Annotated in this window: 26 protein-coding genes; 16 read left to right on the top strand and 10 right to left on the bottom strand. The window is 68.7% G+C overall.

Translation table 11 applies throughout. From position 1 onward, the window contains the following. Positions 1-49 precede the first annotated feature (49 nt). Genes obgE through HRJ34_RS12255 form a run of 3 tightly spaced genes read left to right on the top strand, consistent with a single transcriptional unit; the run spans position 50 to position 3,116 of the window. Positions 50-1,087 carry a GTPase ObgE gene (gene obgE / locus HRJ34_RS12265; protein ID WP_208634225.1) on the top strand — a complete coding sequence of 346 codons (1,038 nt, stop codon included), beginning with the start codon at positions 50-52 and terminating at the stop codon, positions 1,085-1,087. Beyond that, positions 1,072-2,214 carry a glutamate 5-kinase gene (gene proB / locus HRJ34_RS12260; protein ID WP_012050080.1) on the top strand — a complete coding sequence of 381 codons (1,143 nt, stop codon included), beginning with the start codon at positions 1,072-1,074 and terminating at the stop codon, positions 2,212-2,214. Before obgE ends, proB begins: the two co-directional genes overlap by 16 nt. After that, positions 2,211-3,116 (top strand): NAD-dependent epimerase/dehydratase family protein, encoded by a 906-nt coding sequence (locus HRJ34_RS12255; protein ID WP_012050081.1) that lies wholly within the window; start codon positions 2,211-2,213, stop codon positions 3,114-3,116. Before proB ends, HRJ34_RS12255 begins: the two co-directional genes overlap by 4 nt. A gap of 13 nt (positions 3,117-3,129) precedes the next feature. Here HRJ34_RS12255 and HRJ34_RS12250 read toward each other — a convergent pair whose 3' ends face one another. Continuing rightward, a complete protein-coding gene (locus HRJ34_RS12250) occupies positions 3,130-3,672 on the bottom strand; it encodes a Pycsar system effector family protein (protein WP_012050082.1) in 543 nt (180 codons plus the stop codon). Between the two features lie 135 nt (positions 3,673-3,807). Here HRJ34_RS12250 and HRJ34_RS12245 point away from each other — a divergent pair, with 135 nt between their 5' ends. The 3 genes from HRJ34_RS12245 (at position 3,808) to HRJ34_RS12235 (ending at position 7,307) form a co-directional block, all read left to right on the top strand. Then, on the top strand, positions 3,808-4,050 hold the full coding sequence (locus tag HRJ34_RS12245; protein ID WP_012050083.1) for an acyl carrier protein: 243 nt from the start codon (positions 3,808-3,810) through the stop codon (positions 4,048-4,050). Beyond that, positions 4,025-5,257: a serine palmitoyltransferase gene (gene spt / locus HRJ34_RS12240; RefSeq protein WP_049771266.1), complete on the top strand. Its 1,233-nt coding sequence runs from the start codon at positions 4,025-4,027 to the stop codon at positions 5,255-5,257. The genes HRJ34_RS12245 and spt overlap by 26 nt, the downstream gene beginning before the upstream one ends. 64 nt (positions 5,258-5,321) lie before the next feature. Further along, entirely contained in the window at positions 5,322-7,307 is a 1,986-nt protein-coding gene (locus tag HRJ34_RS12235) for an ATP-binding protein (protein WP_208634224.1), read from the top strand. 130 nt (positions 7,308-7,437) lie between these two features. On the opposite strand, the gene HRJ34_RS12230 is transcribed toward HRJ34_RS12235, so the two are convergent. Genes HRJ34_RS12230 through HRJ34_RS12220 form a run of 3 tightly spaced genes read right to left on the bottom strand, consistent with a single transcriptional unit; the run spans position 7,438 to position 9,867 of the window. Then, positions 7,438-8,361 carry a hypothetical protein gene (locus HRJ34_RS12230; protein ID WP_208634223.1) on the bottom strand — a complete coding sequence of 308 codons (924 nt, stop codon included), beginning with the start codon at positions 8,359-8,361 and terminating at the stop codon, positions 7,438-7,440. Positions 8,362-8,374: 13 nt separating this feature from the next. Further along, positions 8,375-9,346, bottom strand: a complete 972-nt coding sequence (locus HRJ34_RS12225) for a diacylglycerol/lipid kinase family protein (protein WP_012050087.1) — start codon at positions 9,344-9,346, stop codon at positions 8,375-8,377. Positions 9,347-9,348: 2 nt separating this feature from the next. Continuing rightward, complete coding sequence (locus HRJ34_RS12220; RefSeq protein WP_029548943.1) at positions 9,349-9,867, bottom strand: DUF2141 domain-containing protein; 519 nt, start codon at positions 9,865-9,867, stop codon at positions 9,349-9,351. Between the two features lie 118 nt (positions 9,868-9,985). On the opposite strand from HRJ34_RS12220, the gene lptF reads away from it, so the two are divergent. Genes lptF through HRJ34_RS12190 form a run of 6 tightly spaced genes read left to right on the top strand, consistent with a single transcriptional unit; the run spans position 9,986 to position 15,285 of the window. Continuing rightward, positions 9,986-11,188 (top strand): LPS export ABC transporter permease LptF, encoded by a 1,203-nt coding sequence (lptF, locus tag HRJ34_RS12215; RefSeq protein ID WP_012050089.1) that lies wholly within the window; start codon positions 9,986-9,988, stop codon positions 11,186-11,188. Continuing rightward, positions 11,185-12,279 (top strand): LPS export ABC transporter permease LptG, encoded by a 1,095-nt coding sequence (gene lptG, locus HRJ34_RS12210; protein WP_012050090.1) that lies wholly within the window; start codon positions 11,185-11,187, stop codon positions 12,277-12,279. The genes lptF and lptG overlap by 4 nt, the downstream gene beginning before the upstream one ends. Positions 12,280-12,314: 35 nt before the next feature. Next, positions 12,315-13,145 (top strand): sterol desaturase family protein, encoded by an 831-nt coding sequence (locus HRJ34_RS12205; RefSeq protein WP_012050091.1) that lies wholly within the window; start codon positions 12,315-12,317, stop codon positions 13,143-13,145. Continuing rightward, positions 13,145-14,293, top strand: coding sequence for an N-acetyltransferase (locus tag HRJ34_RS12200; RefSeq protein ID WP_208634222.1), 1,149 nt, complete (start codon positions 13,145-13,147; stop codon positions 14,291-14,293). Before HRJ34_RS12205 ends, HRJ34_RS12200 begins: the two co-directional genes overlap by 1 nt. Positions 14,294-14,345: 52 nt before the next feature. Then, positions 14,346-14,978 carry a LysE family translocator gene (locus tag HRJ34_RS12195; protein ID WP_012050093.1) on the top strand — a complete coding sequence of 211 codons (633 nt, stop codon included), beginning with the start codon at positions 14,346-14,348 and terminating at the stop codon, positions 14,976-14,978. Between the two features lie 10 nt (positions 14,979-14,988). Next, a complete protein-coding gene (locus HRJ34_RS12190; RefSeq protein WP_012050094.1) occupies positions 14,989-15,285 on the top strand; it encodes a DUF1244 domain-containing protein in 297 nt (98 codons plus the stop codon). A gap of 1 nt (position 15,286) precedes the next feature. Here HRJ34_RS12190 and xth read toward each other — a convergent pair whose 3' ends face one another. From xth to HRJ34_RS12165, 5 genes are all read right to left on the bottom strand, one after another. Next, the gene (gene xth / locus HRJ34_RS12185) at positions 15,287-16,063 is read right to left on the bottom strand and encodes an exodeoxyribonuclease III (protein ID WP_208634221.1); all 777 of its coding nucleotides are present in this window, start codon (positions 16,061-16,063) and stop codon (positions 15,287-15,289) included. Positions 16,064-16,203: 140 nt separating this feature from the next. Next, on the bottom strand, positions 16,204-16,539 hold the full coding sequence (gene erpA, locus HRJ34_RS12180) for an iron-sulfur cluster insertion protein ErpA (protein ID WP_012050096.1): 336 nt from the start codon (positions 16,537-16,539) through the stop codon (positions 16,204-16,206). A gap of 72 nt (positions 16,540-16,611) precedes the next feature. Further along, positions 16,612-17,250 (bottom strand): M23 family metallopeptidase, encoded by a 639-nt coding sequence (locus HRJ34_RS12175; protein ID WP_016746782.1) that lies wholly within the window; start codon positions 17,248-17,250, stop codon positions 16,612-16,614. 116 nt (positions 17,251-17,366) lie between these two features. Further along, positions 17,367-18,212 carry a ferritin-like domain-containing protein gene (locus tag HRJ34_RS12170; RefSeq protein WP_208634220.1) on the bottom strand — a complete coding sequence of 282 codons (846 nt, stop codon included), beginning with the start codon at positions 18,210-18,212 and terminating at the stop codon, positions 17,367-17,369. After that, the gene (locus HRJ34_RS12165) at positions 18,212-19,159 is read right to left on the bottom strand and encodes a histone deacetylase family protein (RefSeq protein WP_208634219.1); all 948 of its coding nucleotides are present in this window, start codon (positions 19,157-19,159) and stop codon (positions 18,212-18,214) included. Before HRJ34_RS12165 ends, HRJ34_RS12170 begins: the two co-directional genes overlap by 1 nt. A gap of 35 nt (positions 19,160-19,194) precedes the next feature. On the opposite strand from HRJ34_RS12165, the gene HRJ34_RS12160 reads away from it, so the two are divergent. From HRJ34_RS12160 to HRJ34_RS12145, 4 genes are all read left to right on the top strand, one after another. After that, positions 19,195-20,145, top strand: coding sequence for an alpha/beta hydrolase (locus HRJ34_RS12160; protein WP_208634218.1), 951 nt, complete (start codon positions 19,195-19,197; stop codon positions 20,143-20,145). After that, on the top strand, positions 20,142-20,618 hold the full coding sequence (locus HRJ34_RS12155) for an RNA pyrophosphohydrolase (protein WP_012050101.1): 477 nt from the start codon (positions 20,142-20,144) through the stop codon (positions 20,616-20,618). The genes HRJ34_RS12160 and HRJ34_RS12155 overlap by 4 nt, the downstream gene beginning before the upstream one ends. A gap of 88 nt (positions 20,619-20,706) precedes the next feature. Next, positions 20,707-22,893, top strand: a complete 2,187-nt coding sequence (locus tag HRJ34_RS12150; protein ID WP_208634217.1) for a TonB-dependent receptor — start codon at positions 20,707-20,709, stop codon at positions 22,891-22,893. Next, positions 22,890-23,945, top strand: coding sequence for a PepSY-associated TM helix domain-containing protein (locus tag HRJ34_RS12145; protein WP_208634356.1), 1,056 nt, complete (start codon positions 22,890-22,892; stop codon positions 23,943-23,945). Before HRJ34_RS12150 ends, HRJ34_RS12145 begins: the two co-directional genes overlap by 4 nt. Here HRJ34_RS12145 and HRJ34_RS12140 read toward each other — a convergent pair. Next, complete coding sequence (locus HRJ34_RS12140) at positions 23,940-24,401, bottom strand: peroxiredoxin (RefSeq protein WP_208634216.1); 462 nt, start codon at positions 24,399-24,401, stop codon at positions 23,940-23,942. The genes HRJ34_RS12145 and HRJ34_RS12140 overlap by 6 nt on opposite strands. Positions 24,402-24,406: the final 5 nt, after the last annotated feature.

Here is a 24,406-nt window from a genome sequence, read left to right as displayed (position 1 = left end):
CGCAACCTGGGAGGGTTCTTTTCGCCGCCATTTCGTATAAAGGCGCGCGATGCATTTTCTCGATCAGGCCAAGATATTCATACGCTCGGGCGCGGGCGGACCGGGAGCCGTCAGCTTCCGGCGGGAGAAATTCATCGAATATGGCGGCCCCGACGGCGGCCATGGCGGCAAGGGCGGCGACATCATCTTCGAAGCGGTGCCCGGCCTCAACACGCTGATCGACTTCCGCTACACCCAGCATTTCAAGGCGCAGCGCGGCCATGGCGGCGCCGGATCGAACCGCACCGGCGCGGGCGGCGAGGACCTGCTGATCAAGGTGCCGGTCGGAACCCAGATCCTGTCCGAGGACAGAGAGCAGGTGCTCGCCGACTTCACCGTGCCGGGCCAGCGCCAGGTCTTCCTGCGCGGCGGCGACGGCGGGCGCGGCAATGCCAGCTACAAGACCTCGACCAACCGGGCGCCGCGCCAGCACGGCACCGGCTGGCCGGCCGAGGAGATGTGGGTGTGGCTGCGGCTCAAGCTGCTCGCCGATTGCGGGCTGGTGGGGCTGCCCAATGCCGGCAAGTCGACCTTCATCAACGCCGTCTCCAACGCCAAGGCGAAGGTCGGCGCCTATCCCTTCACGACGATCCGGCCGCAGCTCGGCGTGGCGACCCACAAGGGGCGCGAGTTCGTCGTCGCCGACATCCCCGGCCTGATCGAGGGCGCGGCCGAAGGGGCCGGCATCGGCGATCGCTTCCTGGGGCATATCGAACGCTGCCGGGTGCTGCTGCACCTGGTCGACGCGAGCGGCGACGATCCGATCGGCGCCTATGAGATCGTCCGGGGCGAGCTCGATGCCTATGGCGCCGGGCTGGCCGACAAGCCGCAGGTGCTGGCGCTCAACAAGATCGACGCGGTCGACGCCAAGACGCTCGACAAGCTGGCGAAGAAGCTCGCCAAGCTGGGCGGCGGCGAGGTGATGCGCCTGTCGGGGGCGAGCGGCGAGGGGTTGCCCGCGGTGCTCGACAAGATCATCGAGATATTGGGCCCGGCGCCCGAAACGACCGCGGCCAACGAGAATGACGAGCCATGGTCGCCGATCTGACCCCGGCCGCTTCCCGCTTCACCCCCGCCGCCTGTCCCCGCCTGGTCGTCAAGATCGGGTCGGCGCTGCTCGTCGATCCCGACGGCAGGGTCCGGCGCGACTGGCTGCAGGGCGTCGTCGCCGACATCGCCGAGCGGCACCGCGCGGGGCAGCGGATCGCGGTCGTCTCCTCGGGCGCGATCGCGCTCGGCGCGCGGCGGCTGGCGCTGCCCAAGGGCGGACGCGCCAGCCTGGAGGATGCGCAGGCCGCCGCCGCGACCGGGCAGATCGCGCTGTCGCACTGCTGGGCCGAGCTGCTCCATGCCGAAGGGCTCACCGCCGCGCAGATCCTCGTCACGCTCGACGACCTCGAGGATCGCCGCCGCTACCTGAACGCCGCGTCGACGCTCCACCGGCTGCTCGGTCTCGGCGTGGTGCCGGTGATCAACGAGAATGATTCGGTCGCCACGGCGGAGATCCGCTTCGGCGACAACGACCGGCTCGCCGCGCGGATCGGCCAGGCCGCCGACGCGGGCGGGGTGATCCTGCTGTCCGACATCGACGGGCTCTACACCGCCAATCCGCATCGCGACCCGACCGCGCGGCTGGTGCCCGAGGTGGCGCGGATCGACGCGCGCATCCGCGCGATGGCCGATGCCGATTCGGCCTCCGGCATGGGATCGGGCGGGATGATCTCGAAGCTGGAGGCGGCGCGCATCGCGCAACGCTCGGGCGCGCATCTCGCGATCATCACCGGCAAGCGCGATCACCCGCTGGCGGCGTTCGACGCCGACCATCGCGGCACCGTCTTCCTCGGGGAGAAGATCGGCACCGCGCGCAAGGCCTGGCTCGCCGGACGGCTGACCGCCAAAGGGCGGATCGTCGTCGATGCCGGCGCGGTCGGCGCGCTGGCGCAGGGGCGCAGCCTGCTCGCCGCCGGGGCGGTCCGGGTCGAGGGGCGCTTCGCGCGCGGCGACGTGGTCGACATCGTCGCGCCGGACGGCCAGGCGATCGCGCGCGGCCTGATCGAATATGACGCGGTCGACGCCGCCAAGATCGTCGGCCGGCGCAGCAACGCCCACGAACAGATCCTCGGCTATGCGCCGCGCTCGGCGCTGGTCCACCGCGATCATATGGTCCTGCTGTGATCCTGGCCGTCACCGGCGGCACCGGCTTCCTCGGCGGTCATGTCCTGCGCATCGCCGCCGAGCGCGGGCATGTCGTCCGGGCGCTGGCCCGCCGGCCGCAGCTGCCGCGTCCCCATGTCGAATGGGTCGCCGGAACGCTCGACGACCATCGCGGGCTGGCCGACCTGTGCGAGGGAGCGGACGCCGTCATCCATATCGCCGGCGCGATCAACGCGCCGGACCTGGCGGGCTTCGTCGCCGCCAACGTCACCGGCACCGCGTCGCTGCTGACCGCCGCCGAGGCGGCCGGGGTCGCGCGCTTCATCCATGTCTCGTCGCTGTCGGCGCGCGAGCCCGACCTGTCGAACTATGGCTGGTCGAAGGCCGCGGCGGAGGCGCTCGTCGTCCCGTCGCCGCTCGACTGGACGATCGTCCGCCCGCCCGCCATCTACGGTCCCGGCGACCGCGAGATGCTGGAGCTGTTCCGGATCGCCAGGGCGAAGGGCGTGCTGCCGCTGCCGCCGAAGGGGCGGCTCTCGCTGATCGAGGCCGGCGACCTGGCCCGGCTGCTGCTCGACCTGGTCGGGGCGCCCGCGGCGGTCGGACAGACCTATGAGCCGGACGACGGGGTCGAAGGGGGCTATGGCCATCGCGAATTCGGCAAGCTGATCGGCGCCGCGGTCGGGCGGCCCGGCGTGCTGACGCTGCCGGTGCCCGGCTTCGCGCTGCGGCTGGCCGCGACGGCGGAGCGTTTCCGCCTTGGCGACAAGGCCAAGCTGACGCCCGATCGCGTCCGCTATTTCTGCCACCCCGACTGGGTGGTCTCGAAGCGGCCGCCGACGTCGATCTGGCGTCCGCTGGTCGGCGCCGCCGAGGGGCTGAAGGCCACCGCCGACTGGTATCGCGCGCAGGGCTGGCTGTAGGGCGAAAGGCGGCTCAGCCGATTCCCATCGTGAAGTGCAGTATGAAGGCGATGAAGCTGAGCACCAGCCCCGTCACCATCACCCGATAGGCATAGCCGAGCAGCCGATACTTCTTGCGGGCCAGCACCCGGCCATTCTGGTAGATATCGTGGGCGAAGGCCTCGAACACCGCCTCGTGGGTCTGCACCGTCTTCAGCATCATCGCGACGAATTCCTCCTCGGTCAGCTGGCTGAACGAGCCGAAGAAGAGCAGGTTCGCGGGCCCCTCGGGGCGGGGCGCGGCCTTGGTCGACGGCAGCACCGCCATCACCGCGAGCAGCGCCGCGAGGAAGGCCGCGGCCCCCAGGATCAGCAGCGCGACCGCGGGCCCGGTTCCGGCCTTGGCCTGGCCGATCGTCACCGTGAAGATGACGAAGGTCGTGCCCATCAGCAGGTTGGCCTTCTGGTCGGCCATCTGGCTGAGCTGATACTGGATCTGTTGCGTGGTGCGGAGCAGGTGAATGAAATCCGGCGAATAAACGCGCGGACCGTTGGGATTGACGGGATCTGTCGACACAAAGCCCCCTGGAGCGACATCCGATCGTCGCGTTTATGCATCGCGAACCGGCGCCTGCCAAGCACCGCCGTTTGCTTGCCGCGATGCCGCCGCAATCGCTTGTCATGCGCGGCCCAACGACCTTAAGGACATGGCATGAGCAGCAGAGAAGACATCTTCACCCGCGTCGCCGAGCAGATCGAGCCGTTCAACAAGAAGGGCATCGACCTGGCCGAGACGACGAGCTTCGCCGGCGACCTCGAATGGGACAGCCTGACGGTCATGGATTTCGTCGCGGCGGTGGAGGACGAGTTCGACATCATCATCACGATGAACATGCAGGCCGAGATCGAGACCGTCGGCCAGCTCGTCGATGCCGTCGCCAAGCTGCGGGGCTGACCCGGTGGCGGACCTCCTCTCCAAGTTCGACCCGCTGATCGCCGAGCGCGAGGCGCTGCTCGCCACCGGCGTGCGCGATCCCTACGCGATCGTCATGGACAAGGTGCTGTCGCCGACCGAGGCGATGATCAACGGCAGGAAGACGATCCTGCTCGGCACCTATAATTACATGGGCATGACCTTCGACCCGGACGTCATCGCCGCCGGCAAGCAGGCGCTCGACGAATTCGGCTCGGGCACCACCGGCAGCCGGGTGCTCAACGGCACCTATCAGGGTCACAAGGCGTGCGAGGACGCGCTCAAGGAATTCTACGGGACCGAGCATGCCATCGTCTTCTCGACCGGCTACCAGGCCAATCTCGGGATGATCTCCACCCTGGCTGGCAAGGGCGACTACATCATCCTCGACGCCGACAGCCACGCCTCGATCTATGACGGCTGCTGGCTCGGCGACGCGGAGATCGTCCGCTTCCGCCACAATTCGGTCGAGGACCTCGACAAGCGGCTCGGCCGCCTGCCGGCCGAGGCGGGCAAGCTCGTCGTCCTCGAAGGCGTCTATTCGATGATGGGCGACATCGCCCCGCTCCAGGAGATGGTCGCCGTCTCGAAGAAGCACGGCGCGATGATCCTCGTCGACGAGGCGCATGGCATGGGCTTCTTCGGCGAGCACGGCCGCGGCGTGTTCGAGGAGGCCGGGGTCGAGGCCGACGTCGACTTCGTCGTCGGCACCTTCTCCAAGTCGGTCGGCACGGTCGGCGGCTTCTGCGTCTCCAACCATCCGAAGTTCGAGGTGCTGCGCCTCGTCTGCCGGCCCTATGTCTTCACCGCCTCGCTGCCGCCGTCGGTGGTCGCGACCGCCGCGACCTCGATCCGCAAGCTGATGCATGCGGGCGACAAGCGCGCGCACCTCTGGAAGAATTCGCGCCGCCTGCACCAGGGCCTGCGCGACATGGGCTACAAGCTCGGCACCGAGACCGCCCAGTCGGCGATCATCGCGGTGATCCTGACCGACATGGCCCAGGCGGTCGCGCTGTGGCAGGGCCTGCTCGAGGCGGGGCTCTATGTGAACACCGCCCGCCCGCCCGCGACGCCGGCCGGCATGTTCCTGCTGCGCTGCTCGCTGTGCGCCGAACATAGCGACGAACAGGTCGAGCAGATCCTGGGCATGTTCGAGAGCGCGGGGCGCGCCACGGGAGTAATCCCCTGACCTTTCCAACGCTTCGTCGGATTGGCGGCTTTGCCCATCGCTGCGGCTGCGGTACAATGCGATCATGGCGACGTTCTCTCCCGACGCCTTGAAGCGGGGTCTGTCCCCGGCGACGCAGCGTGCGCTCGCGGCAGCGGTCCTCGCCCTCACGGCGCTGGGGCTGCTCGTCGCCGTCGTCATGATGGTCGCGCAATCGAACGCCGCGCGCGACGATGCGCTGCGGCGGGAGCAGCACAGCTACGACATCATGGTGCTGACCCGTTCGCTCGATGCGTCGCTCGCGCGCTCGGAAGCCGCGCTCGGCCGCTATGTGGTGAACGGCGACCGCAAGGTCGGCACCATCTATTATGACGAATGGCGCCGGGCGATGAGCCAGCTCCGCCAGCTCGACAGGCTGGTCGGCGAGCAGCCCGACCAGGTGAAGCTGGTCCGCAAACTCGAAGGGCTGGCGAGCCAACGCGACAAGGAACTGACCGACGCGGCGTCCTTCGCCAATGTCGGCAAGGGCTGGTACGCGATCGGCATGTTCAACAAGGCCGGCGAATCCCCCAATGTCGCCGCCATATCCGCGACCCTCGAACAGATCGCCGCGAACGAGCGGACCCGCCTCGGCGTCCGGTCCGAGGCGACCTTCTTCTCGGCCGAGCGGGCCAACGGCTTCGCGACGCTGCTGTCGGTCCTCGGCCTCGTCCTGATGGGGCTCGCCATCCTGCTCGGCTGGCTGGTCGCGGCCGCCGCCGCGCAGCGCGCCCATGCCGCCGAACAGGCCGAGGCCGAGGCCGACCGCGCCTCGCAGCTCGAGGCCGCCGTCGCCGAACGGACGCGCGAGCTGCGCGAGGCCAACGACCGGCTGCGCGAGGAGAGCGAGACGCGCGTCCGCGCCGAGGCGCAGCTCGCCCAGGCGCAGAAGATGGAGGCTGTCGGGCAGCTCACCGGCGGCATCGCGCACGACTTCAACAATATGCTGGCCGTGGTGGTCGGTGGGCTCGACCTCGCCCGGCGCAAGATCGCCCAGCGCCCGGCCGAGGCGGGAGTCCATCTCGACGGCGCGATGGAAGGGGCCGACCGCGCGGCGGCGCTCACCCGCCGGCTGCTGTCCTTCGCCCGCGCCGAGCCCTTGCTGCCCGATGCGGTGCTGCCGGCCAAGCTGGTCGCAGGCATGAACGTCCTGCTCGACCGGACCCTCGGCGAACGCGTCACCGTCCAGGTCGACACGGCGGGCGCGCATTGGCCGATCTGGGCCGATGCGCACCAGCTCGAAAATGCGATCCTCAACCTCGCGGTCAACGCCCGCGACGCGATGGAGGGGGCGGGGCGGCTCGACATCTCGGTCGCCGACGTCGCGGTCGCCGCGGGCGATTCAGCCGACGTCAAGCCGGGCGACTATGTCCGGATCAGCGTCGCCGACACTGGCTGCGGCATGTCCCCGCAGGTGCTGGCCCGCGCCTTCGAGCCCTTCTTCACGACCAAGCCGGTCGGCAAGGGCACCGGCCTCGGCCTCAGCCAGATCTTCGGCTTCGTGCGGCAGTCGCACGGCGACGTCCGCGTCGATTCGGAAGTGGGCAAGGGCACGACCATCTCGCTCTACCTGCCGCGCTATCATGGCGTGGCGGCGGAACGGAGCGCCGACGCCGCCGACCGGACCGCGCGGCCCAAGGTCGGGTCGCTCTCGATCCTGCTGGTCGAGGACGATCCCCGCGTCCAGGCATCGACCCGCGCCGGGCTGACCGAGCTCGGCCACATCGTCCGCGCCTGCGCCTCGGGCGAGGAGGCGCTGGCGATGCTGGCGGAGGATGGCGGCGTCGACCTCGTCCTGACCGACGTGATGATGCCGGGGATGACCGGGCCCGAGCTGATCGCCGCGATCAGTCGCGACTATCCCGAGATCGCCGCGCTGTTCGTCACCGGCTATGTCGGCGAAGCCGGCCAGAGCGACGATTTCGCGGGCTATGAGGTGCTCCGCAAGCCCTTCACCATCGCCGCGCTCGGCAACGCCGTCGCCCGCGCGATCGATCGCCGCGGCAAGCCGCCGACCTCCCAAGCCGCCTGATCCACGTGACGTCACCCCAGCGAAGGCTGGGGTCCATGTCTGTGTTCTTCTCAGATGCCATCTGGCTGATGAGAGACATGGACCCCAGCCTTCGCTGGGGTGACGCTGAACGGGACGAGCGGGAGACCCTCTACTTCACCGCCCCCTTCGCCAGCAGGCGGGGGAGGAGGGCGATGGCGCCGAGGATCGGCCAGCGGCGCTGCCACGGCTTGATCTCGATCGCGGCGCCGGCGTGGCGGTTGATCTTCCAGGCGAGGTAGTCGATCCCGCCCGCATAGGTGGTGGTCGCCTTGGCCAGCCGGGCGAGGGTCAGCGCCTTGCCCTCGCGCCGCCGCCGTGCCCAGAGCTTCTTTCCCGCACGGCGCTCGGCGGCCGTGAGCGGGCGGGCGAAGACGATCTCGCTCCCTTCGACCGCCGCATCGATCCCGGCGGCGGCAAGCGCGGGGGCGGTGAAGCGGCGATAGCGATCGGGGTCGGCATCGACCACCGAGCCGGCACGGCCCTTGCGCTCGGCGCGCAGCTCGGCGCCATAGGTCAGGGCGAAGGCCTCGCCCCATAGCCGGTCGATGGCGATGCGGTCGGCGATCATCGGGCGGGCGGCGGCGAGCAGGGCGGGGGCGGCGAGGCTCACCGCGGCGATGCCCGCCTCGCGCGCCGCCGCATCGGCGGTCCAGACGAGCCGCGACGGCTGGGCGAAGCGCGCCCAGACCGACACGTTGCGCGTCGCCGAGGAGGCGAGGCGGGCGAAGTCGGCCTCGCTCAGCACCGCATATTTGGCGACCAGCCCGTCATGCTCGAACGGGAAGACGTTGGGCGGCAGCAGGCGGTTGGCGAAGGCGAACCAACCCTTGCCGAAGGCGTCGGCATAGTCCGAGACGATCAGGTAGAAATCGAGCATCAGCCCGTCGAGATTCGCCTCGCGCAGGCACGAGCCGTAGAACAGGACGGCGCGCGCGGCGGCCGGATGGCGCGCGGCGATCGCCCCGGCCATCGCCGCGACGCGCGGGTCCACGGGTTCGGCCAGCTCCGCCGCCACCAGCGCTTCGAGGGTCATGCCGCCGCCCGGTTCAGGCGGCGAGGCGCAGGAAGGGCACCGGCGGCGTGGTCTTCAGGATGATCGGCTTGCCGGCGTCGGCCTGGAAGATCTCGCCGTCGAGGATCACGCTGGAGCGCTCGCCCTCGATCTTGATCTCGTCGCCGCGCTCGAAATGGACGCCGTCCATATTGCCGCGCCCGACCCGGCCGAAGATGCCGGCGAACAGGGCGCGCAGCAGCGGCATCGGACGCTGCTCCACCACCATCATCTGCAACGACCCCGAGGTCGAGCTGTTGCCCGTGCTGCTGCCCAGCAGCAGCTTGTGCAGGGTGGTGACGATCAGCAGCGAGAAGCGGCCCTGCAACTGGCCGTGCCGCATCATCGACACCTTCATCGGGCGGGCGGCGGGCGGCAGGAAGGCGGTGCGGATGCCGAGGATCAGCGTCACCAGCACCGCGATCGCGGTCAGGAAATGGCTGATCCCGTTGGGCAGGCCGAGCGGATAGATCTTGTTGCGGCAATAGAGGATCGTGTCGGCGAGCCCGGCGCCGCCGAGGAACATGCCCAGCACCGGGCGGGTGCCGTCGGCGCCGTCGGACAGGGCGATCAGCTCGCGCACCACGACATGGTCGTCGATGCCGCCGCGGGCGATCTCCATCACCCGCTCGAGCGCGGCGATCGGGTCGCCGACCGCGCCCAGGTCGAGCGCGATCAGGTTGGTCTTGCCGTTGGGCAGCACCGCCACCGGCGGCGGCGACCCGTCGAAATGATCGCCCAGATAGAGTTCGGTCAGCGCCGCCTGCACCGTGCCGTCGCCGCCGTTGACCACCAGCACCTTGGGATTGACCCGGGCGATGGTACGCAGCGCCTCGCCGATCTGCTCGACCGACTCGACCTCATAATGGAAGATGTCGCTGTGCGAGGCGCAGAAGCTCCGCATCCGCGGCAGCATCGACAGATTGCCCGTCGAGCGCGGATTGGACAGGAGCGCGACCGCCGCCATCGTCAGCGCGCCGCCATCGCGAGCGGGCCGAAGGAGCCGCCCTGGACATAGTTGAGGACGACCGGCACCCGGGTGACGCCATGGACGGTCACCTGCACCTTGTCGGGATTCGGCTTGCGCCGGAAGATCACGTCCATCAGCGACAGCTTCGGATTGCCCGACATGCCGCCGCCGTCGTTCATGCCGGTCTTGCCCGATCCGTCGACGTCGTGGCGGACCGAGACGGCATAATTGCCGTTGGCCGGAACGGGGACGCAGATGTCGGCCGCGCCCGAGGCGGGCACCGGCACGTCGACCCGGCGCAGCCAGCTGCCCTTTTCGAAATAGCGGGTCGGATTGCCGCCATAGGATTGGACGCGGAGCATGCCGGTGCGCTTCTTGAAGCCTTCGACATGGACCAGCATCGCGGGGCCGCTGCCCTCGCAGGCGGTCGCGTCGGGGCCGAGCATAGCTGCCCCTGCCGCGGCGGGCAGTGCCGCCACGAGCGAGAGTCCAACCATCCCAGCCACAAGTTTCGACATGACCTCACTACTCCTGGAAGCTATAGCCATCCGCGAACGCATGGCCGGCACCTCGCCCCCATGAGTCGGAAGGTGGGCTGCGATTGCGGCCAGAACATGGTCACGGGGCGTCGAAAAATTGAGATTTGACACGCTGACCGACCGCTATGTCGCCCGACTGATCGCCACGCCGCTGCTCGCGACGCTGGTGATCGCCGCGATGTTGCTGACCCTCGACAAGATGCTGCGGCTGTTCGACTTCGTCGTGTCGGAGGGCGGGCCGGTCAGCGTCGTCTGGCGGATGCTCGCCAATCTGATCCCGGAATATATGTCGCTCGGCATCCCGATCGGGCTGATGCTCGGCTGCCTGCTCGCCTTCCGCAAGCTGGCGCTGTCGTCCGAACTCGACGTGTTCCGGGCGGTGGGGATGAGCTACGGCCGGCTGCTCCGGGTGCCCTATTATTATGCGGTCGCGCTCGCCCTCCTCAATCTCGCCATAGTCGGCTTCATCCAGCCTTATTCGCGCTACGCCTATGAAGGGCTGCGGTTCGAGCTGCGCTCGGGCGCGCTCGGCGCCTCGATCAAGGTCGGCGAGTTCACCAAGCTCGGCAAGCGGATGACGATCCGGGTCGAAAGCAGCCGCGAGGGCGGCCGCGAGCTGTCGGGCATCTTCGTGATGACCGAATCGAAGGACGGCAAGAGCCTGGCGGTGACCGCCGAGCATGGCCAGTTCCTGGCCACCGACGATCCCGACACGATCATCCTGCGGCTCCAGAAGGGCGTGCTCGTCCATGATGCGCCGCAGTTCAAGGAGCCGCGTGTGCTCCAGTTCGTCGGCCACGACCTGCCGATCGACCTGCCGAAGATGGAGGCGTTCCGCCAGCGCGGCGGCCGCGACCTCGAAATGACGATGCCGGAGCTGGTGGTGACGGCGCACCAGGCGACCACGCCCGCCAAGCAGCGCGCCCAGTTCCGATCCGAATTCCACTTCCGGCTGGTCGAGGTGGCGACGATGTTCCTGCTGCCGATGCTGGCGCTGGCGCTGGCGGTGCCGCCCAAGCGATCCTCGTCGGCGCTCGGCGTGTTCCTGTCGATCGTGATGATCGTCACCCAGCACAAGATCAACGAATATGCCGCCTCGGTCGCGGCGCTCGGCCGGATCGATCCGCTGATCGCGCTGTGGGTGCCGTTCCTCGCCTTCGCCGCGCTGGTGTGGTGGATGTACCGCACGATCGCCCATGTGCCGGGCGGCCAGCCGATCGGCGCGCTCGAACGCGGCGCCGACAAGGCGGTCAAGTCGGTGCTGCGCTGGATCCGCCTGGGCCGGAAGGAGGCCGCATGAACATCTCCTTCTTCGCGTCGCGGACCATGACCCTCTACATGGCCCGGATGTTCCTGGTGCGCTTCGCGGCGGTGCTGGCGGCGCTGGTGATCGTGCTGATGGCGCTCGACCTGCTCGGGGAATCGGGCGACATCCTTGCCTATCCGGGCAATGGCGACGCGCAGCTCTGGCTCTACGTCACGCTGCGCACGCCGCAGATCATCGCCCGCTTCCTGCCCTTCGCGGCGCTGCTCGCGACGCTGATCACCTTCGTCACGCTGAACCAGAACAGCGAGATCATCTCGATGAAGGCGGCGGGCATCTCCGCCCACCAGATCCTGGCGCCGCTGGTGGTGGCCAGCCTGGGCGTCGGCATCGTCTCCTTCACCTTCAACGAGCGGGTGGTGGCGCGCGCGACCGCGACGCTGACCGCCTGGCAGGACGCCGATTACGGCCCGATCCCGCGCGACCGCGGCATCGTCCCCAATATCTGGGTGCGCGACGGCGACGACCTGATCCACGCCACCGCGGTGCGCGGGCGAGGCGCGCAGGCGCGGCTCGACAGCGTCACCATCTACGACCGCGACGGCGGCCGGCTGATCTCGATCATCAAGGGCGAGCGCGCCGTCCAGGCCGCCGGCGGCTGGCGGATCACCGGCGCCAGCCGGTTCGACGTGGCCAAGGGCGTGACCCTCCGGCTCGCCGGCTTCGATTTCGCGAAGGGGGTGACGGCGGACCGCTTCACCCTGGCAAATGTCGATCCGGCGTCGAAGTCGATCGTCCAGCTCCGCACCGCGATCGCCGATCTCGACGCAGCCGGCCGGCCGACCGGGCCGCTGCGCGCGGGGCTGTGGCACAAGCTGTCGGGGCCGCTGTCGGCGGTGCTGATGCCGCTGCTGGCTGCGGTCGCCGCCTTCGGCCTCGCCCGGTCGGGCCATCTGTTCATCCGCGCGGTGATCGGCATGGCGCTCGGCTTCGCCTATTTCGTCGCCGATAATTTCGCGCTCGCGATGGGCAATCTCGGCGCCTATCCGCCCTTCCTCGCGGCCTGGGCGCCGTTCCTGCTGTTCCTGCTGATCGGCGAGACGGTGCTGATCCGGACCGAGGAATAGCTTTTTCGACGCCATGCGGTCGCAAAAGCGCCGCATTGCCAATTCAGACCGCGATCCCATATGGGCCCCGGGTCGGGGCGGTTTTCGAATTCGAGGTTTGCGTGAAGCTGTCGGCCATCAAGCCCGCCTTCTGGGCGAAGGATCATCATCTCGACCGCATGACGCTGCGGGAGCTGTGGATCGCCTATTTCCAATATCCGGCGATCATCGGCTATCTGCTGTGCGCCGCGATCGCGATCGGGCTGTTCTTCCGCTATCCGGCGCCGGTGCTGCCGACGGCGGTGGCGATCGCCGTCTCGGTCTTCGTCTATCCGCTGGTCTGGTACTGCCTGCACCGTTGGGTGCTGCACAGCCGCTGGATGTTCAAGGTGCCCTTCCTGGCGGCGACCTGGAAGCGCATCCATTATGATCATCACCAGGACCCGAACCGGCTCGAGATCCTGTTCGGCGCGCTCCACACCACGCTGCCGACGATCGCCCTCGCGACCGCCCCGATCGGCTATCTGATCGGTGGCCCCGGCGCCGCGCTGGCGGCCTTCGCGACGGGCCTGATCACGACCTGCGTCTACGAATTCTTCCACTGCATCCAGCACCTCGCCTACAAGCCGAAGCGCAAGTGGGTGATGGAGATGAAGGCGCGCCACATGGCCCATCATTTCCATGACGAGCGCGGCAATTACGGCATCACCAACTATTTCTGGGACAAGCTCTTCCGCACCTATTACGAGCGGATCGACAAGGACAAGAAGAGCGAGACGGTGTTCAACCTCGGCTATACGCCCGAGGTGGCGGAGCGCTATCCCTGGGTGGCGCGCCTGTCGGGCGGGGTCGCCGTCGGCCATCCGAGCCAGCGCATCCCGCACTGATGTCGCTCGTCATCCGTCCCATTGCCGGAAAGGCGGACCGCAAGCGCTTCGTCGAGCTGGCCTATGCCCTCAACGCGAAGGACCCGAACTGGGTGCCGCCGCTCCGGGTCGAGGCGCTCGAGCTGATCACGCCGGGCAAGAACCCCTTCTACGAACATGCCGAGCAGCAGCTCTTCCTGGCCGAGCGCGGCGGCAAGCCGGTGGGGCGGATCTCGGCGCATTTCGACCGGCTGTGGCATGCGATGCCGGCCGAGCAGGGCGGCGGCCCCGGCATCGGCAATTGGGGCCTGCTCGAGGCGGCCGACCAGGAGGTCGCGACCGCGCTGATCGCCCAGGCGGAGCAATGGCTGCGCGACAAGGGCATGACCAGCGTCATGGCGCCGCTGAGCTGCTCGATCTGGGAGGAGCCGGGCCTGCTCGTCCAGGGGCACGACCATCCGCCGACGGTGATGATGGGGCACGACAACCCCGTCTATCAGGGCTGGATCGAGCCGCTCGGCTACAAGGGGATCAAGGATCTCCTGACCTATGATCTCGACATCATCCAGGATTTCCCGCCGCTCGTTCAGCGGATCGTCAGCTCGGGCGAGCGCAACGCGCGCATCCGCATCCGCAAGGTCGACAAGAGCCGCTTCGACGAGGAAGCCCAGCTGATCCTGTCGATCCTCAACGATGCCTGGTCGGACAATTGGGGCTTCGTGCCGATTACCCCGGCCGAGATTGCCTATACCGGCAAGAAGCTGAAGCCGATCGTGTTCGAGGACCTGATCCGCGTCGCGGAGGTCGACGGCGAGCCGGTCGCCTTCATGATGACCTGGCCCGACCTCAACGAGCTGATGGCCGATCTCGACGGGCGTCTCTTCCCCTTCAACTGGGCCAGGCTGCTGTGGCGGTTGCGCAAGCCGCAGGTGAAGACGATGCGCGTGCCGCTGATGGGCGTCGTCAAGAAGCTGCAGGCGACCCGCCTCGCCAGCCAGCTCGCCTTCATGATGATCGAATATATCCGCCGCGATTCGGTCGCCAACTATGGCGCGACCCGCGGCGAGATCGGCTGGATCCTCGAGGACAACCAGGGGATGCGCTCGATCGCGGAGACGATCGACAGCCGGGTCAACAAGACCTATCGGATCTACTCCAAGGATCTTTGAGGGCCGCCATCCGGGCGCGGCCGTCATCCACGCGAACCGGATCGGAGGGACCGTGCCTCTTCACAGCTGGTGGCTTTTCGTCTGCGCGACCTTCGTGATCTCGGCGATACCGGGTCCGAACATGCTCCATGTGATGACGCAGAGCATGCGCCACGGCTTCCGCCGGGCGTTCTTCACCATGGCGGGCTGCCTGCTCGCGCTGCTCGGCCTGTTCGGCCTGTCGGCGATGGGGATGAGCGCGCTGATCGCGGCGGTGCCGCAGCTCCTGACCGTGATCAAGGTGGTCGGCGCGGCCTATCTGATCTGGATTGGCATCAAGGCCTGGCGCGACGACAGCCCGCCGATCGACATCGATGCCGGCGCCGCGGAGCTGCACGGCCGGACGGCGGGCGAGCTGTTCCGCGCGGGCATGCTGATCAGCCTCAGCAACCCCAAGGCGCTGATCTTCGCCGCCGCCTTCTTCCCCCAGTTCGTCAGCCCGGCGCTGCCGAAGGCGCCGCAGTTCGCGGTCCTGCTCGCCACCTTCGTGGTGATCGAGGGCGGCTGGTATCTGACCTATGCGACCGGCGGCCGGACGCTGGCGCGCTATCTGCGCCGCGCCGAATGGCAGCGCCAGGTCGGCCGGGTAAGCGGCGCGCTGTTCGTCCTGTTCGGTCTGTCGCTGCTGGCGTGGCGCGAGCGATAAGGAGAATGAGATGACCATCGACGACATCGACGACAAACATGCCGCCGCGGCCTTCCGCCGGCTGGTCCGCCATCTCCAGCATCGCGATGACGCGCAGAATGTCGACCTGATGGGGCTGGCCGGCTTCTGCCGCAACTGCCTGTCCGACTGGCTGGCCGAGGCGGCGGGCGGCGCGATCGACAAGGACGCGGCGCGCGAGGCGGTCTACGCCATGCCCTATTCGCAATGGAAGGCGAAGCAGCCGCCCGCCACCGCCGAGCAGCTCGCCCGGATGGACGCGAGCGTGGCGAAGAACAAGGCGGGCTGAGTCAGCGCAGCGTGATCCAGGTCGGCGCGTGGTCGCTGGCCTTCTCCAGCGCGCGGGTGTCCTTGTCGACCCCGGCGCCGGTCAGCCGGTCGGCGGCGGCCGGGCTCAGCATCAGATGGTCGATGCGGAAGCCGGCGTCGCGTTGCCAGGCGCCGGCCTGATAGTCCCAGAAGGTGTAGACCGGCCCGTGCGGATGGATCGTCCGCACCGCGTCGGTCCAGCCCGCGTTGCACAGCCGGCGGAAGGCGGCGCGGCTCTCGGGCTGGGTCAGCGCGTCGCTCGCCATCGCCCGTTCGGAGAAGACGTCGTCGGTCGACGTCGTCGGGATGACGTTATAGTCGCCGGCCAGCACCACCGGCATCTCGCCCGCCCACAACTCCGCGGCATGGTCGATCAGCCGGTCGAACCATGCGAGCTTGTAATCGAACTTCGGGCCCGGCGCCGGATTGCCGTTGGGCAGGTAGATCGAGGCGACGACCACGCCGTTCACCTCCGCCTCGATATAGCGGCTGTGGCTGGGATCGGGATCGTCGGGCAGGCCCTTGCGCCGCTCGACCGGTTGCGCCCCCTTGGCGAGGATCGCGACGCCGTTGAAGCCCTTCTGCCCGTGCCAGATCGCCCCATAGCCGGCGGCCTCGATCTCGGCGATCGGGAAGGTCTCGTCGGAGGTCTTGATCTCCTGCAGGCAGGCGACGTCGGGCGCCTTCTGCTCGAGCCATTCGACGAGGCGGGGGAGACGGGCCTTGATCCCGTTGATGTTGAAGGTCGCGATCTTCATGCGGCGGGGATAGCGTGCCCGGAGGCGTCCGTCATCCATCTTGGGTCATCCCGGCGGAGGCCGGGATCTCGGGAGAGAGGAGAAGAGGTCGAGGCAGGAGCCTCCCGAGATTCCGGCGTCCGCCGGAATGACGGTCGCCGTCAGACCGAGAAGCTCGAACCGCAGCCGCAGCCCGAGGCGGCGTTGGGGTTGGTGACGCGGAACGCCGCGCCGCCCAGCGATTCGACATAGTCGACCGCCCCGCCGCGCACGAGGTCGAGGCTCATCGGGTCGACCACCAGCGTCACGCCGTCGCGGGTCGCGACGGTGTCGTCTTCGGCCGGGGCATCGGCGAGTTCGAATTTGTACTGGAAACCGGCGCAGCCGCCGCCGTCGATCGCGAGCCGCAAGATGGCGGGCTTGCCGGTCTTGCCGGCGATCAGGGCGACCCGCGCCGCGGCGGAGGGGGTCAGGTCGATGTCGGGCGTCGCGTCCATGACATCAAGATAGGGAGGAAAGCGGCCACCGACAATCGCCGGCGGTCGATTCTCTTGTTCCCGAGGGGGAGATCAGTTCTCGGGACCGCCCTGGGCGATGTCCGAATTCTGCTCATTGACGGCCATGATGTAGTTGGCCGACTGCAGGAACGGCACCGGGTTGACGGCGCGGCCGTCGATGCGGACCTCATAATGGAGGTGGTTGCCGGTCGAACGGCCGGTCGAGCCGACATAGCCGATCAGGTCGCCGCGCTTGATCCGCTGGCCCGGATGGGCGGCGATGCGCGACATGTGGCCGTAGCGGGTCGAGATGCCCTTGCCATGCTCGATCTCGACCATGTTGCCATAGCCGCCGAACCATTCGGCGCGATCGACCATGCCGTCGGCGGTCGCGTAGATCGGGGTGCCGCTGGGCGAGGCGAGGTCGATGCCGGCATGCATCGCGGCCGACCCGGCGAACGGATCGGAGCGGACGCCGAAGGCGCTCGAGAAGGTGAACTTGGCGATCGGCAGGATCGACGGGATCGAGATCGCGCCGGTGCTCGCGACGTTGACGGTGTCCAGCTTCTTCCACGACTGGAAGATCGCCTGGAACTGCGCGGCGGCCTGGGCGTTGGGGGTGGGATCGCCGTCCTGGGCCAGGGCGGGCGCGGCCGACGCCGTCAGCAGCAGCGCTGCGGCGAATGCCTTCGCATTGCCCTTTGCGGGCATGCGGGCAAACAGGCGCCGAAGCGTCGGAAGAACAGTGGCAAGGAAGAGCATAATTCCCCCGACATCGGAACATTTGCCCGAACCGGATCGCCCGGTCGGACCCTGTTGCGCCGACGTCAGGAATGGCCCCCCCTCACGCGACTGGGGCGGTTGTGAGAAAGATCACAGGGGGCGGCAACCCCGGCCATCATCTCTTTCGTTAAACCGGCTCTGTCGCGCGCCGAGTCGTTGAACGGAGGCTTAACCGCTCCGCGGAAGTGTAACCTGACCATCGATTGCCAGCTCTGGGCGCAGTCGATTCGCGCTGCGTCGCACAAGAATCGGAACCAGCCGACCCCCGCCGCGACATGGTCGACCTCGTCGTCGGCGATGCGGCGCATGACGCGGGCCGATCGCTCGTCGCCGGCAGCTTCGAAACGGCTTATCAATGAAGGGGTTACGTCCAGCCCTCGGGCTTCGAGCACCATCGGTACCACGGCCAGCCGGGCGAGCGGATCGTGCGCCGTCTCGGCCGCCGCTTCCCACAGCCCGTCATGCGCGGGGAGGTCGCCATAGCGTGCGCCATAGCTGTTCAGCCGCCGTTCGATCAGGGCGAAGTGCATCGCCTCCTCGGCGCCGACCGCGATCCATTCGTCGACGAAGCGTTGCGGGAAATGCCCCCCGAACCGGCCCACCAGATCGAAGGCCAGGTCGATCGCGACATATTCGATATGGGCGAGCGCATGGAGCATCGCGATCCGCGCGCGGGGCGATCCGGCGCGCCCGCGCTTGGGCATGCGCGACGGCGGCAGCAGCGGCGGTCGGTCGGTGCGGGCGGGGCGATCGGGCATCGCCGTGGCGAAGCCCCACGGGGTCCGGCCGAGCCGCCAGTCGCGCGCGGCGCGCCGCGCCGCCTTCACCTTGGCGAGCGGCCGGGGTTCGTCGAGGACGGCCCGGCAGGCGGCCGAAATGTCGGGAAGCATCAGAGCGAATCCAATAGGGCGGCGGTGCCTGTTCCGGCCGGCGCGCCAGCGTCGTGAAAGGCCTCGTACAGCGCGAGGATCGATCCGACGTGCCGCCGCGCCACGGCGAGGCGGTCGTCGCCATAGCCGCCGCCGAGCACGCTGGCCAGCGGGATGCCGCGCCGCCGCGCCTGCCGCATCACGAAGCGGTCGCGGTCGGCCAGCCCCTCGTCGCTGAGCGCGAGCCGGCCGAGCTTGTCCTCCCGATGCGGGTCGACCCCGGCCTGGTAGAGGATCAGGTCTGGCGCGAAGGCGTCGATCGCGGCGGGCAGGTGCCCCGCCAGCGCCGCGAGATAATCGGCGTCGTCGGTGTCGTCGGGCAGCCCCAGGTCGAAAGAGGACCGGGCCTTGCGCGCGGGGAAGTTGCGCTCGCTGTGGATCGAGAAGGTGAAGACGTCGGGCCGGCCGGCGGTCAGCACCGCCGTCCCGTCGCCCTGGTGGACGTCGAGGTCGACGATCATGATCCGCGCGGCGTCGCGCTCGACGATCAGCCGGTTGGCGGCGATGGCGAGGTCGTTGAACACGCAATAGCCGGCGCCGCTGTCGGCCATCGCATGGTGGCTGCCGCCCGCGCCGTTGGCGGCATAGCCGTGCCGCAGCGCCAGCTTCGCCGCCAGCCAGGTGCCGCCGGGGGCGAGGAAGGCGCGCCGCGCCACCCGCTCGGTGACCGGGAAGCCGATTCGCCGCGCCTTGACGGGCGGCACCCGGCAGGCGGCGACCTCGTCCACATAGTCGGGATCGTGGACCGCCTCGATCCATGCGCGCGGCATCGGGTCGGGCTGGTGGAGAAGGGGATCGGCGCCGCTTTCGGCCAGCGCCTGCATCACCAGCCCATATTTGTCGAAGCTGAAGCTGCTTCCCGGCGCGGCCGGCGAGACATAATGAGGATGGTGAACGACATGCAGCATCTTGCCTCATTATCCGATTTTGCCGATGGAAAGCCATGAACGAGGAATTTGTCCGCCCCGACGTCCGCGCCTTTCTGGACGACATCAACAATCGCGCCGGTCCCAAGACCTATGAGGTCGATCCGCCGGCCGCGCGCGAGATGTCGGCCCGATTGCGGGTCTTCGCCGATGTCGAGAGTCCGCCGATCGCGACGCGCGAGGACCTGTTCATCACGACCCATGACGGCCGATCGATCCCCGCGCGCTTCTACGATCCGCGCCCGGAGCGGGGGGAGGGGCCGCTGGTCGTCTTCTTCCACGGCGGCGGCTTCGTGCTCGGCGACCTCGAACTGTACGACGCGGCGGCCGCCGACATCGCGATCGGGCTCGACCTGCCGGTGCTGTCGATCGACTATCGGCTCGCGCCCGAGCATCCCTGGCCCGCCGGCCCCGACGATTGCGAGGACGCGACCCGCTGGGCCGCCGAGCAGGGCCTGTTGTTCGGCCGCCGCTTCAACGCGCTCGCGCTATGCGGCGACAGCGGCGGCGGCACGCTGTCGATCGTCACCGCGATGGCGCTGCGCAACCATCCCGCGGCGCTGCCGGTGATCGCGATCTGGCCGCTCTATCCGGCGGTCGACCTGCGCAAGCGCTATCCGTCGACCGAGCGGCTGGGCGAGGGCTACATGCTCAACCTCGACACGCTGCGCTGGTTCAACGGCCATTATGCGCCCGACTTCAACCATTGGCGCGCCTCGCCCCGGCTGGGCGACCAGCGCGGCATGCCGCCGGCGCTGGTGGTGACGTCGACGCTCGATCCGCTGCTCGACCAGGGGCGGGCCTATGCGGTGGCCTGCATCGAGGCGGGCGTGCCGGTGGCCTATCGCGAGGCGAAGGGCAATATCCACGGCTGGCTGACGCTCCGCCGCGCCATCCCCTCGTCGGAGGACGACCTGCGCGGCTGTCTCGCCGCCTTCCGGACGATGATCGAGGAATATCGGCCGTGAAGAAGACGCTTCCCTATCGCCCGGCGGCGGCGATCATGCTGCTCAATGCCGAGGACAAGGTGTTCGTGGCGCAGCGGATCGACAGCGCGCTCGAGGCCTGGCAGATGCCGCAGGGCGGGCTCGACCCCGACGAGGCGCCCGAGGCCGGCGCGCTGCGCGAGTTGGAGGAGGAGACGGGCATCGGCCCCGGCCTCGTCGAGATCCTGGCCAAGGCGCCCGACATCCTGCTCTACGACCTGCCGCCGGAATTGCAGGGCAAGATCTGGGGCGGCCGCTATCGCGGGCAGGCGCAGCACTGGTTCGTCGCGCGCTTCCTGGGCACCGACGCCGATGTCGACCTCGACACGCCCGAGCCCGAATTCCGTGCCTGGAAATGGGTCGACGCCGGCGAGCTGGTCGACCTGATAGTGCCGTTCAAGCGCGAGCTCTACACGCGGGTGATCGAGGTGTTCCGCGATCATCTGCCGCGCTGATCCACCTCTCACGGCGGTTCGCTACTGATAATCACTTGCAAGAGTGGGCGATAGGGATTAGCGGCTCCCCCAATCAGAAGGGGGAAAGATGATCCGTCCGTTCCGTATCGCCGCATCCGTCTCGGCACTCGCCATCGCCATGCCCGCCCTGGCCCAGGTCTCGCCTGACGCCGCTACCGAAACGGCGAAGGACGACATCGTCGTCACCGCCGCGCGCAGCATCCTGCCGGCCAATGCCCTGCCGCTGACCATCGACATCGTCGGCAAGTCCGAGCTCGACCAGCAGATGTCGATCTCCGGATCGGTGATCGATTCGATCGCGACGCTGACGCCGTCCTTCTCGCCGACCCGGCAGAAGATGTCGGGCGCGGGCGAGACGCTGCGCGGCCGCTCGCCGCTCTATGCGATCAACGGCATCCCGCAGACCACCCCGCTGCGCGACGGCAGCCGCGACGGCTTCACCATCGACGGTTTCTTCATCGACCGGGTCGAGGTGATCTACGGCTCGAACGCGCTGCAGGGCGTCGGCGGCACCGGCGGTATCGTCAACCAGGTCACGGTCGCGCCGCCGACCGCCGAGGGGTTCGGCGGCCGGGTGCTGCTGCAGGGCAATGCCGACAATGATTTCCACAAGGACGGCCTGGGCGGGAAGGCCGCCGGCCTGGTCCAGTATCGCAAGGACCGCTTCGACGCGACGGTCGGCGCGGCCTATGAGAAGCGGGCGGTCTTCTACGACGGCGACGGCCGCCGGGTCGGCGTCAACCTGACCCAGGGCGAGACGCAGGATTCGAAGACCCTCTCGCTGTTCGGCCGGTTCGGCTACCAGCTCGGCGATACCGGCCGGATCGACCTGATCGCCAGCCGCTACGAGATGAAGGTCGACGGCGACTATATCGCCGTGGCGGGCGACAAGACGGCCGGCCTGCCGACCAGCGCCACGCGCGGCAACCCGCCGCTCAAGCCCGCCGAGAGCCGCACCGAAAGCGTCGCGCTTTCGGTCACCGACACCGATCTCGGCGGCGGCAACTTCGTCAGCCAGCTCTTCTTCAACCGGACCCGCGACACCTTCGGCGGCGAGCCGGTCACGCAGGCGACCTTCCAGGACCCGACGATCGCGCCGGTCGGCACGCTGTTCGACCAGTCGCAGAACCGGTCGCGCAAGCTCGGCTTCAAGATCAGCTATGAGCGCGCGGTTCCCGGTTTCGAGGCGTTGACCGGCACGCTCGGCTTCGACGCGCTGTTCGACAAGACCGAGCAGCGGCTGATCGCCACCAACCGCGTCTGGGTGCCGCCGAGCGATTTCCGCAGCCTCGCGCCCTTTGCCCAGCTCAACCTGGCGCTGTTCGACGAGAAGCTCCGCCTGGCGGGCGGCGCGCGCTGGGAGAATGTCCAGATCAGGATCGACGACTTCCAGACGCTCGCCTCGACCACGGTGACGACGGCCAATCCGAACGCTTATGGCGGCGTCATGGTCGGCGGCGGCAAGCCGAAGTTCGACGACGTGCTGCTCAACGGCGGCATCATCTTCGAGCCGTGGAAGGGCATCCGCGCCTATGCCAGCTATGCCGAGGGCTTCACCGTCGCCGACATCGGGCGCATCACCCGGGCGATCGGCAAGCCCGGCATCGACCTCGACAATTATCTCGACATCAGCCCGGTCATCTCGAACAACCGCGAGATCGGCGTCGAGGTGAAGCGCGGGCCGCTCGATACCAGCGTCACCTATTTCTGGTCGTCGAGCAACAAGGGCCAGGTGCTGGTCAATGGCGGCGCCGGCATCTTCAACGTGATCCGCCAGCGGGTCGAGATCGAGGGGCTGGAGGTCAACGCCGGGGTCCGCATGCCGATCGACGGGCTCAGGCTGTCGGTGGGCTATGCCCATATCAAGGGCCGCTACGATGCCAGCGCGACGCCCGACGGCACGGCGGGGACCGACCTCGACGGCGCCAACATCTCGCCCGATCGCCTGAACCTGGCGGCCAGCTTCAACCGGGGCGCGGTCTCGGCGCGGGTGCAGACCAACTTCTATCTGAGTCGGACCTTCCGCAGCAGCGAGATCGTGCTCGATCCACGCAACAGGTTCGGCGGTTATGACCTGACCGATGCGAGCATCCGCTACCAGACCGGCCTGGGCGGGTTCACCTTCTCGGTCCAGAATCTTTTCGACAAGCAATATATCGACTACGCGTCCGCCACGCAGCGCCCGACCGACAATTTCTTCAACTTCGCCGGGCGCGGCCGCAACTTCACGCTTAGCTGGGACTATCGCTTCTGAGCCTGCTCGACACCCTGCACCGCTGGACCGGCGGGCTGATCGGGCTGGTGCTCGCCCTGTTGGGGCTGACCGGCGCGATCCTCGTCCATCGCGACGCCTGGATCGACCTGCCGCACGCATCGGACGCCCGGGTGGCCGACGGGGCGGCGCTCGCCGCCGCGACCGCGCGGCTGATGGCCGATCCGGCGGCGCGGCCGCAGAGCATCCTCTATGCCAGCGACGGCTTCGGCCTGCTGCGCCTCTCCTATGCCAAGGGGGCGGGCGCCTATGCCGATCAGGCGGGCGACATCGTCAGCCGCTGGGACAGCCAGTGGGAACGGCCCGAGCTGTGGCTGTTCGATCTCCACCACCATCTCTTCGCCGGCGACGCGGGCGAGGTGGTGATCGGCATCGCCGCGCTGTGCGGGCTGTTCTTCGTGATCTCGGGCGTGGTCCTGTGGTGGCGGACCCGCAGGACCTTCGAATGGCGGCTATGGCCGCGCCGGATGAGCCGCCCGGCGATCGTCCGCCACCATCGCGACCTCGGCATCGTCATGGCGCCGCTGCTGGCGCTGTCGCTCTACACCGGCGCGGTGATGATCTTCCGGCCGGTCGCCGTCGTGGCGCTCGGCCCCGGCACGTCCGCCGCGGTCGAACGGGCGATGAAGCCGCCGAAGCCGATCGGCGTGCCGCTGTCCGACGCCATCGACTGGGCCGCGATCATCCGCGCCGCGCATGCCCGCTTCCCCGATGCCGAGCTGCGGCTGCTCAGCCTGCCGCGCAAGGACAGCGGGCTGATCGCGGTGCGGATGCGCCAGCCCGAGGAATGGCTGCCCAACGGCCGGACGATGCTGTGGTTCGCGGCCGACAGCGGACGGCTGGTCGCCGCGCGCGATGCCCGCGGCTTCGACCGGCAGGCGCGCGGCTACAACATGATCTATCCGATCCACGCGGCGAAGGTCGGCGGCCTCGGCTGGCGGATCGTCATCACCCTGTCGGGGCTGGCGCTCGCGCTGCTCGGCAGCCTCGCGGTGTGGAGCTTCTGGTTCCGGCGGCCGAAGCGTCGCCTATAGCGTCTTCGCGACCGCCAGCACGTCCTCGGCGTGGCCCTTGACCTTCACCTTGCGCCAGATGCGCGCGATGGTGCCGTCCTTGCCGATCAGGAAGGTCGCCCGGTCGATGCCCATATATTGGCGGCCATAGAGCGACTTCTCGATCCAGGTGCCGAACGCCTCGCAGACGCTGCCGTCGCCATCGGAGGCGAGGCGGATCTTGAGGCCATATTTGTCGATGAACTTCTGGTGTCGCGCGGCGCTGTCCTTCGACACGCCGATGATCGTCGCGCCCGCCTTGGCGAAATCGTCGGCCAGCGCGGTGAACCCCTGCGCCTCGGTCGTGCAGCCCGGCGTATCGTCCTTCGGATAGAAATAAAGGACGAGGATCTTGCCCGCCTGTTCGGCGACGCTCGTCTTGCTGCCGTCGGGCAGGTCGAGCGTCATATCGGGGGCCTTGTCGCCTTCCTTGAGCATCTTGT

This window comes from Rhizorhabdus wittichii (assembly GCF_017607425.1).
GTDB classification, from domain to species: Bacteria; Pseudomonadota; Alphaproteobacteria; order Sphingomonadales; family Sphingomonadaceae; genus Rhizorhabdus; species Rhizorhabdus wittichii.
Note: the sequence above shows the minus strand (reverse complement) of the source record. Positions and strands in the feature narration are given on the sequence as shown.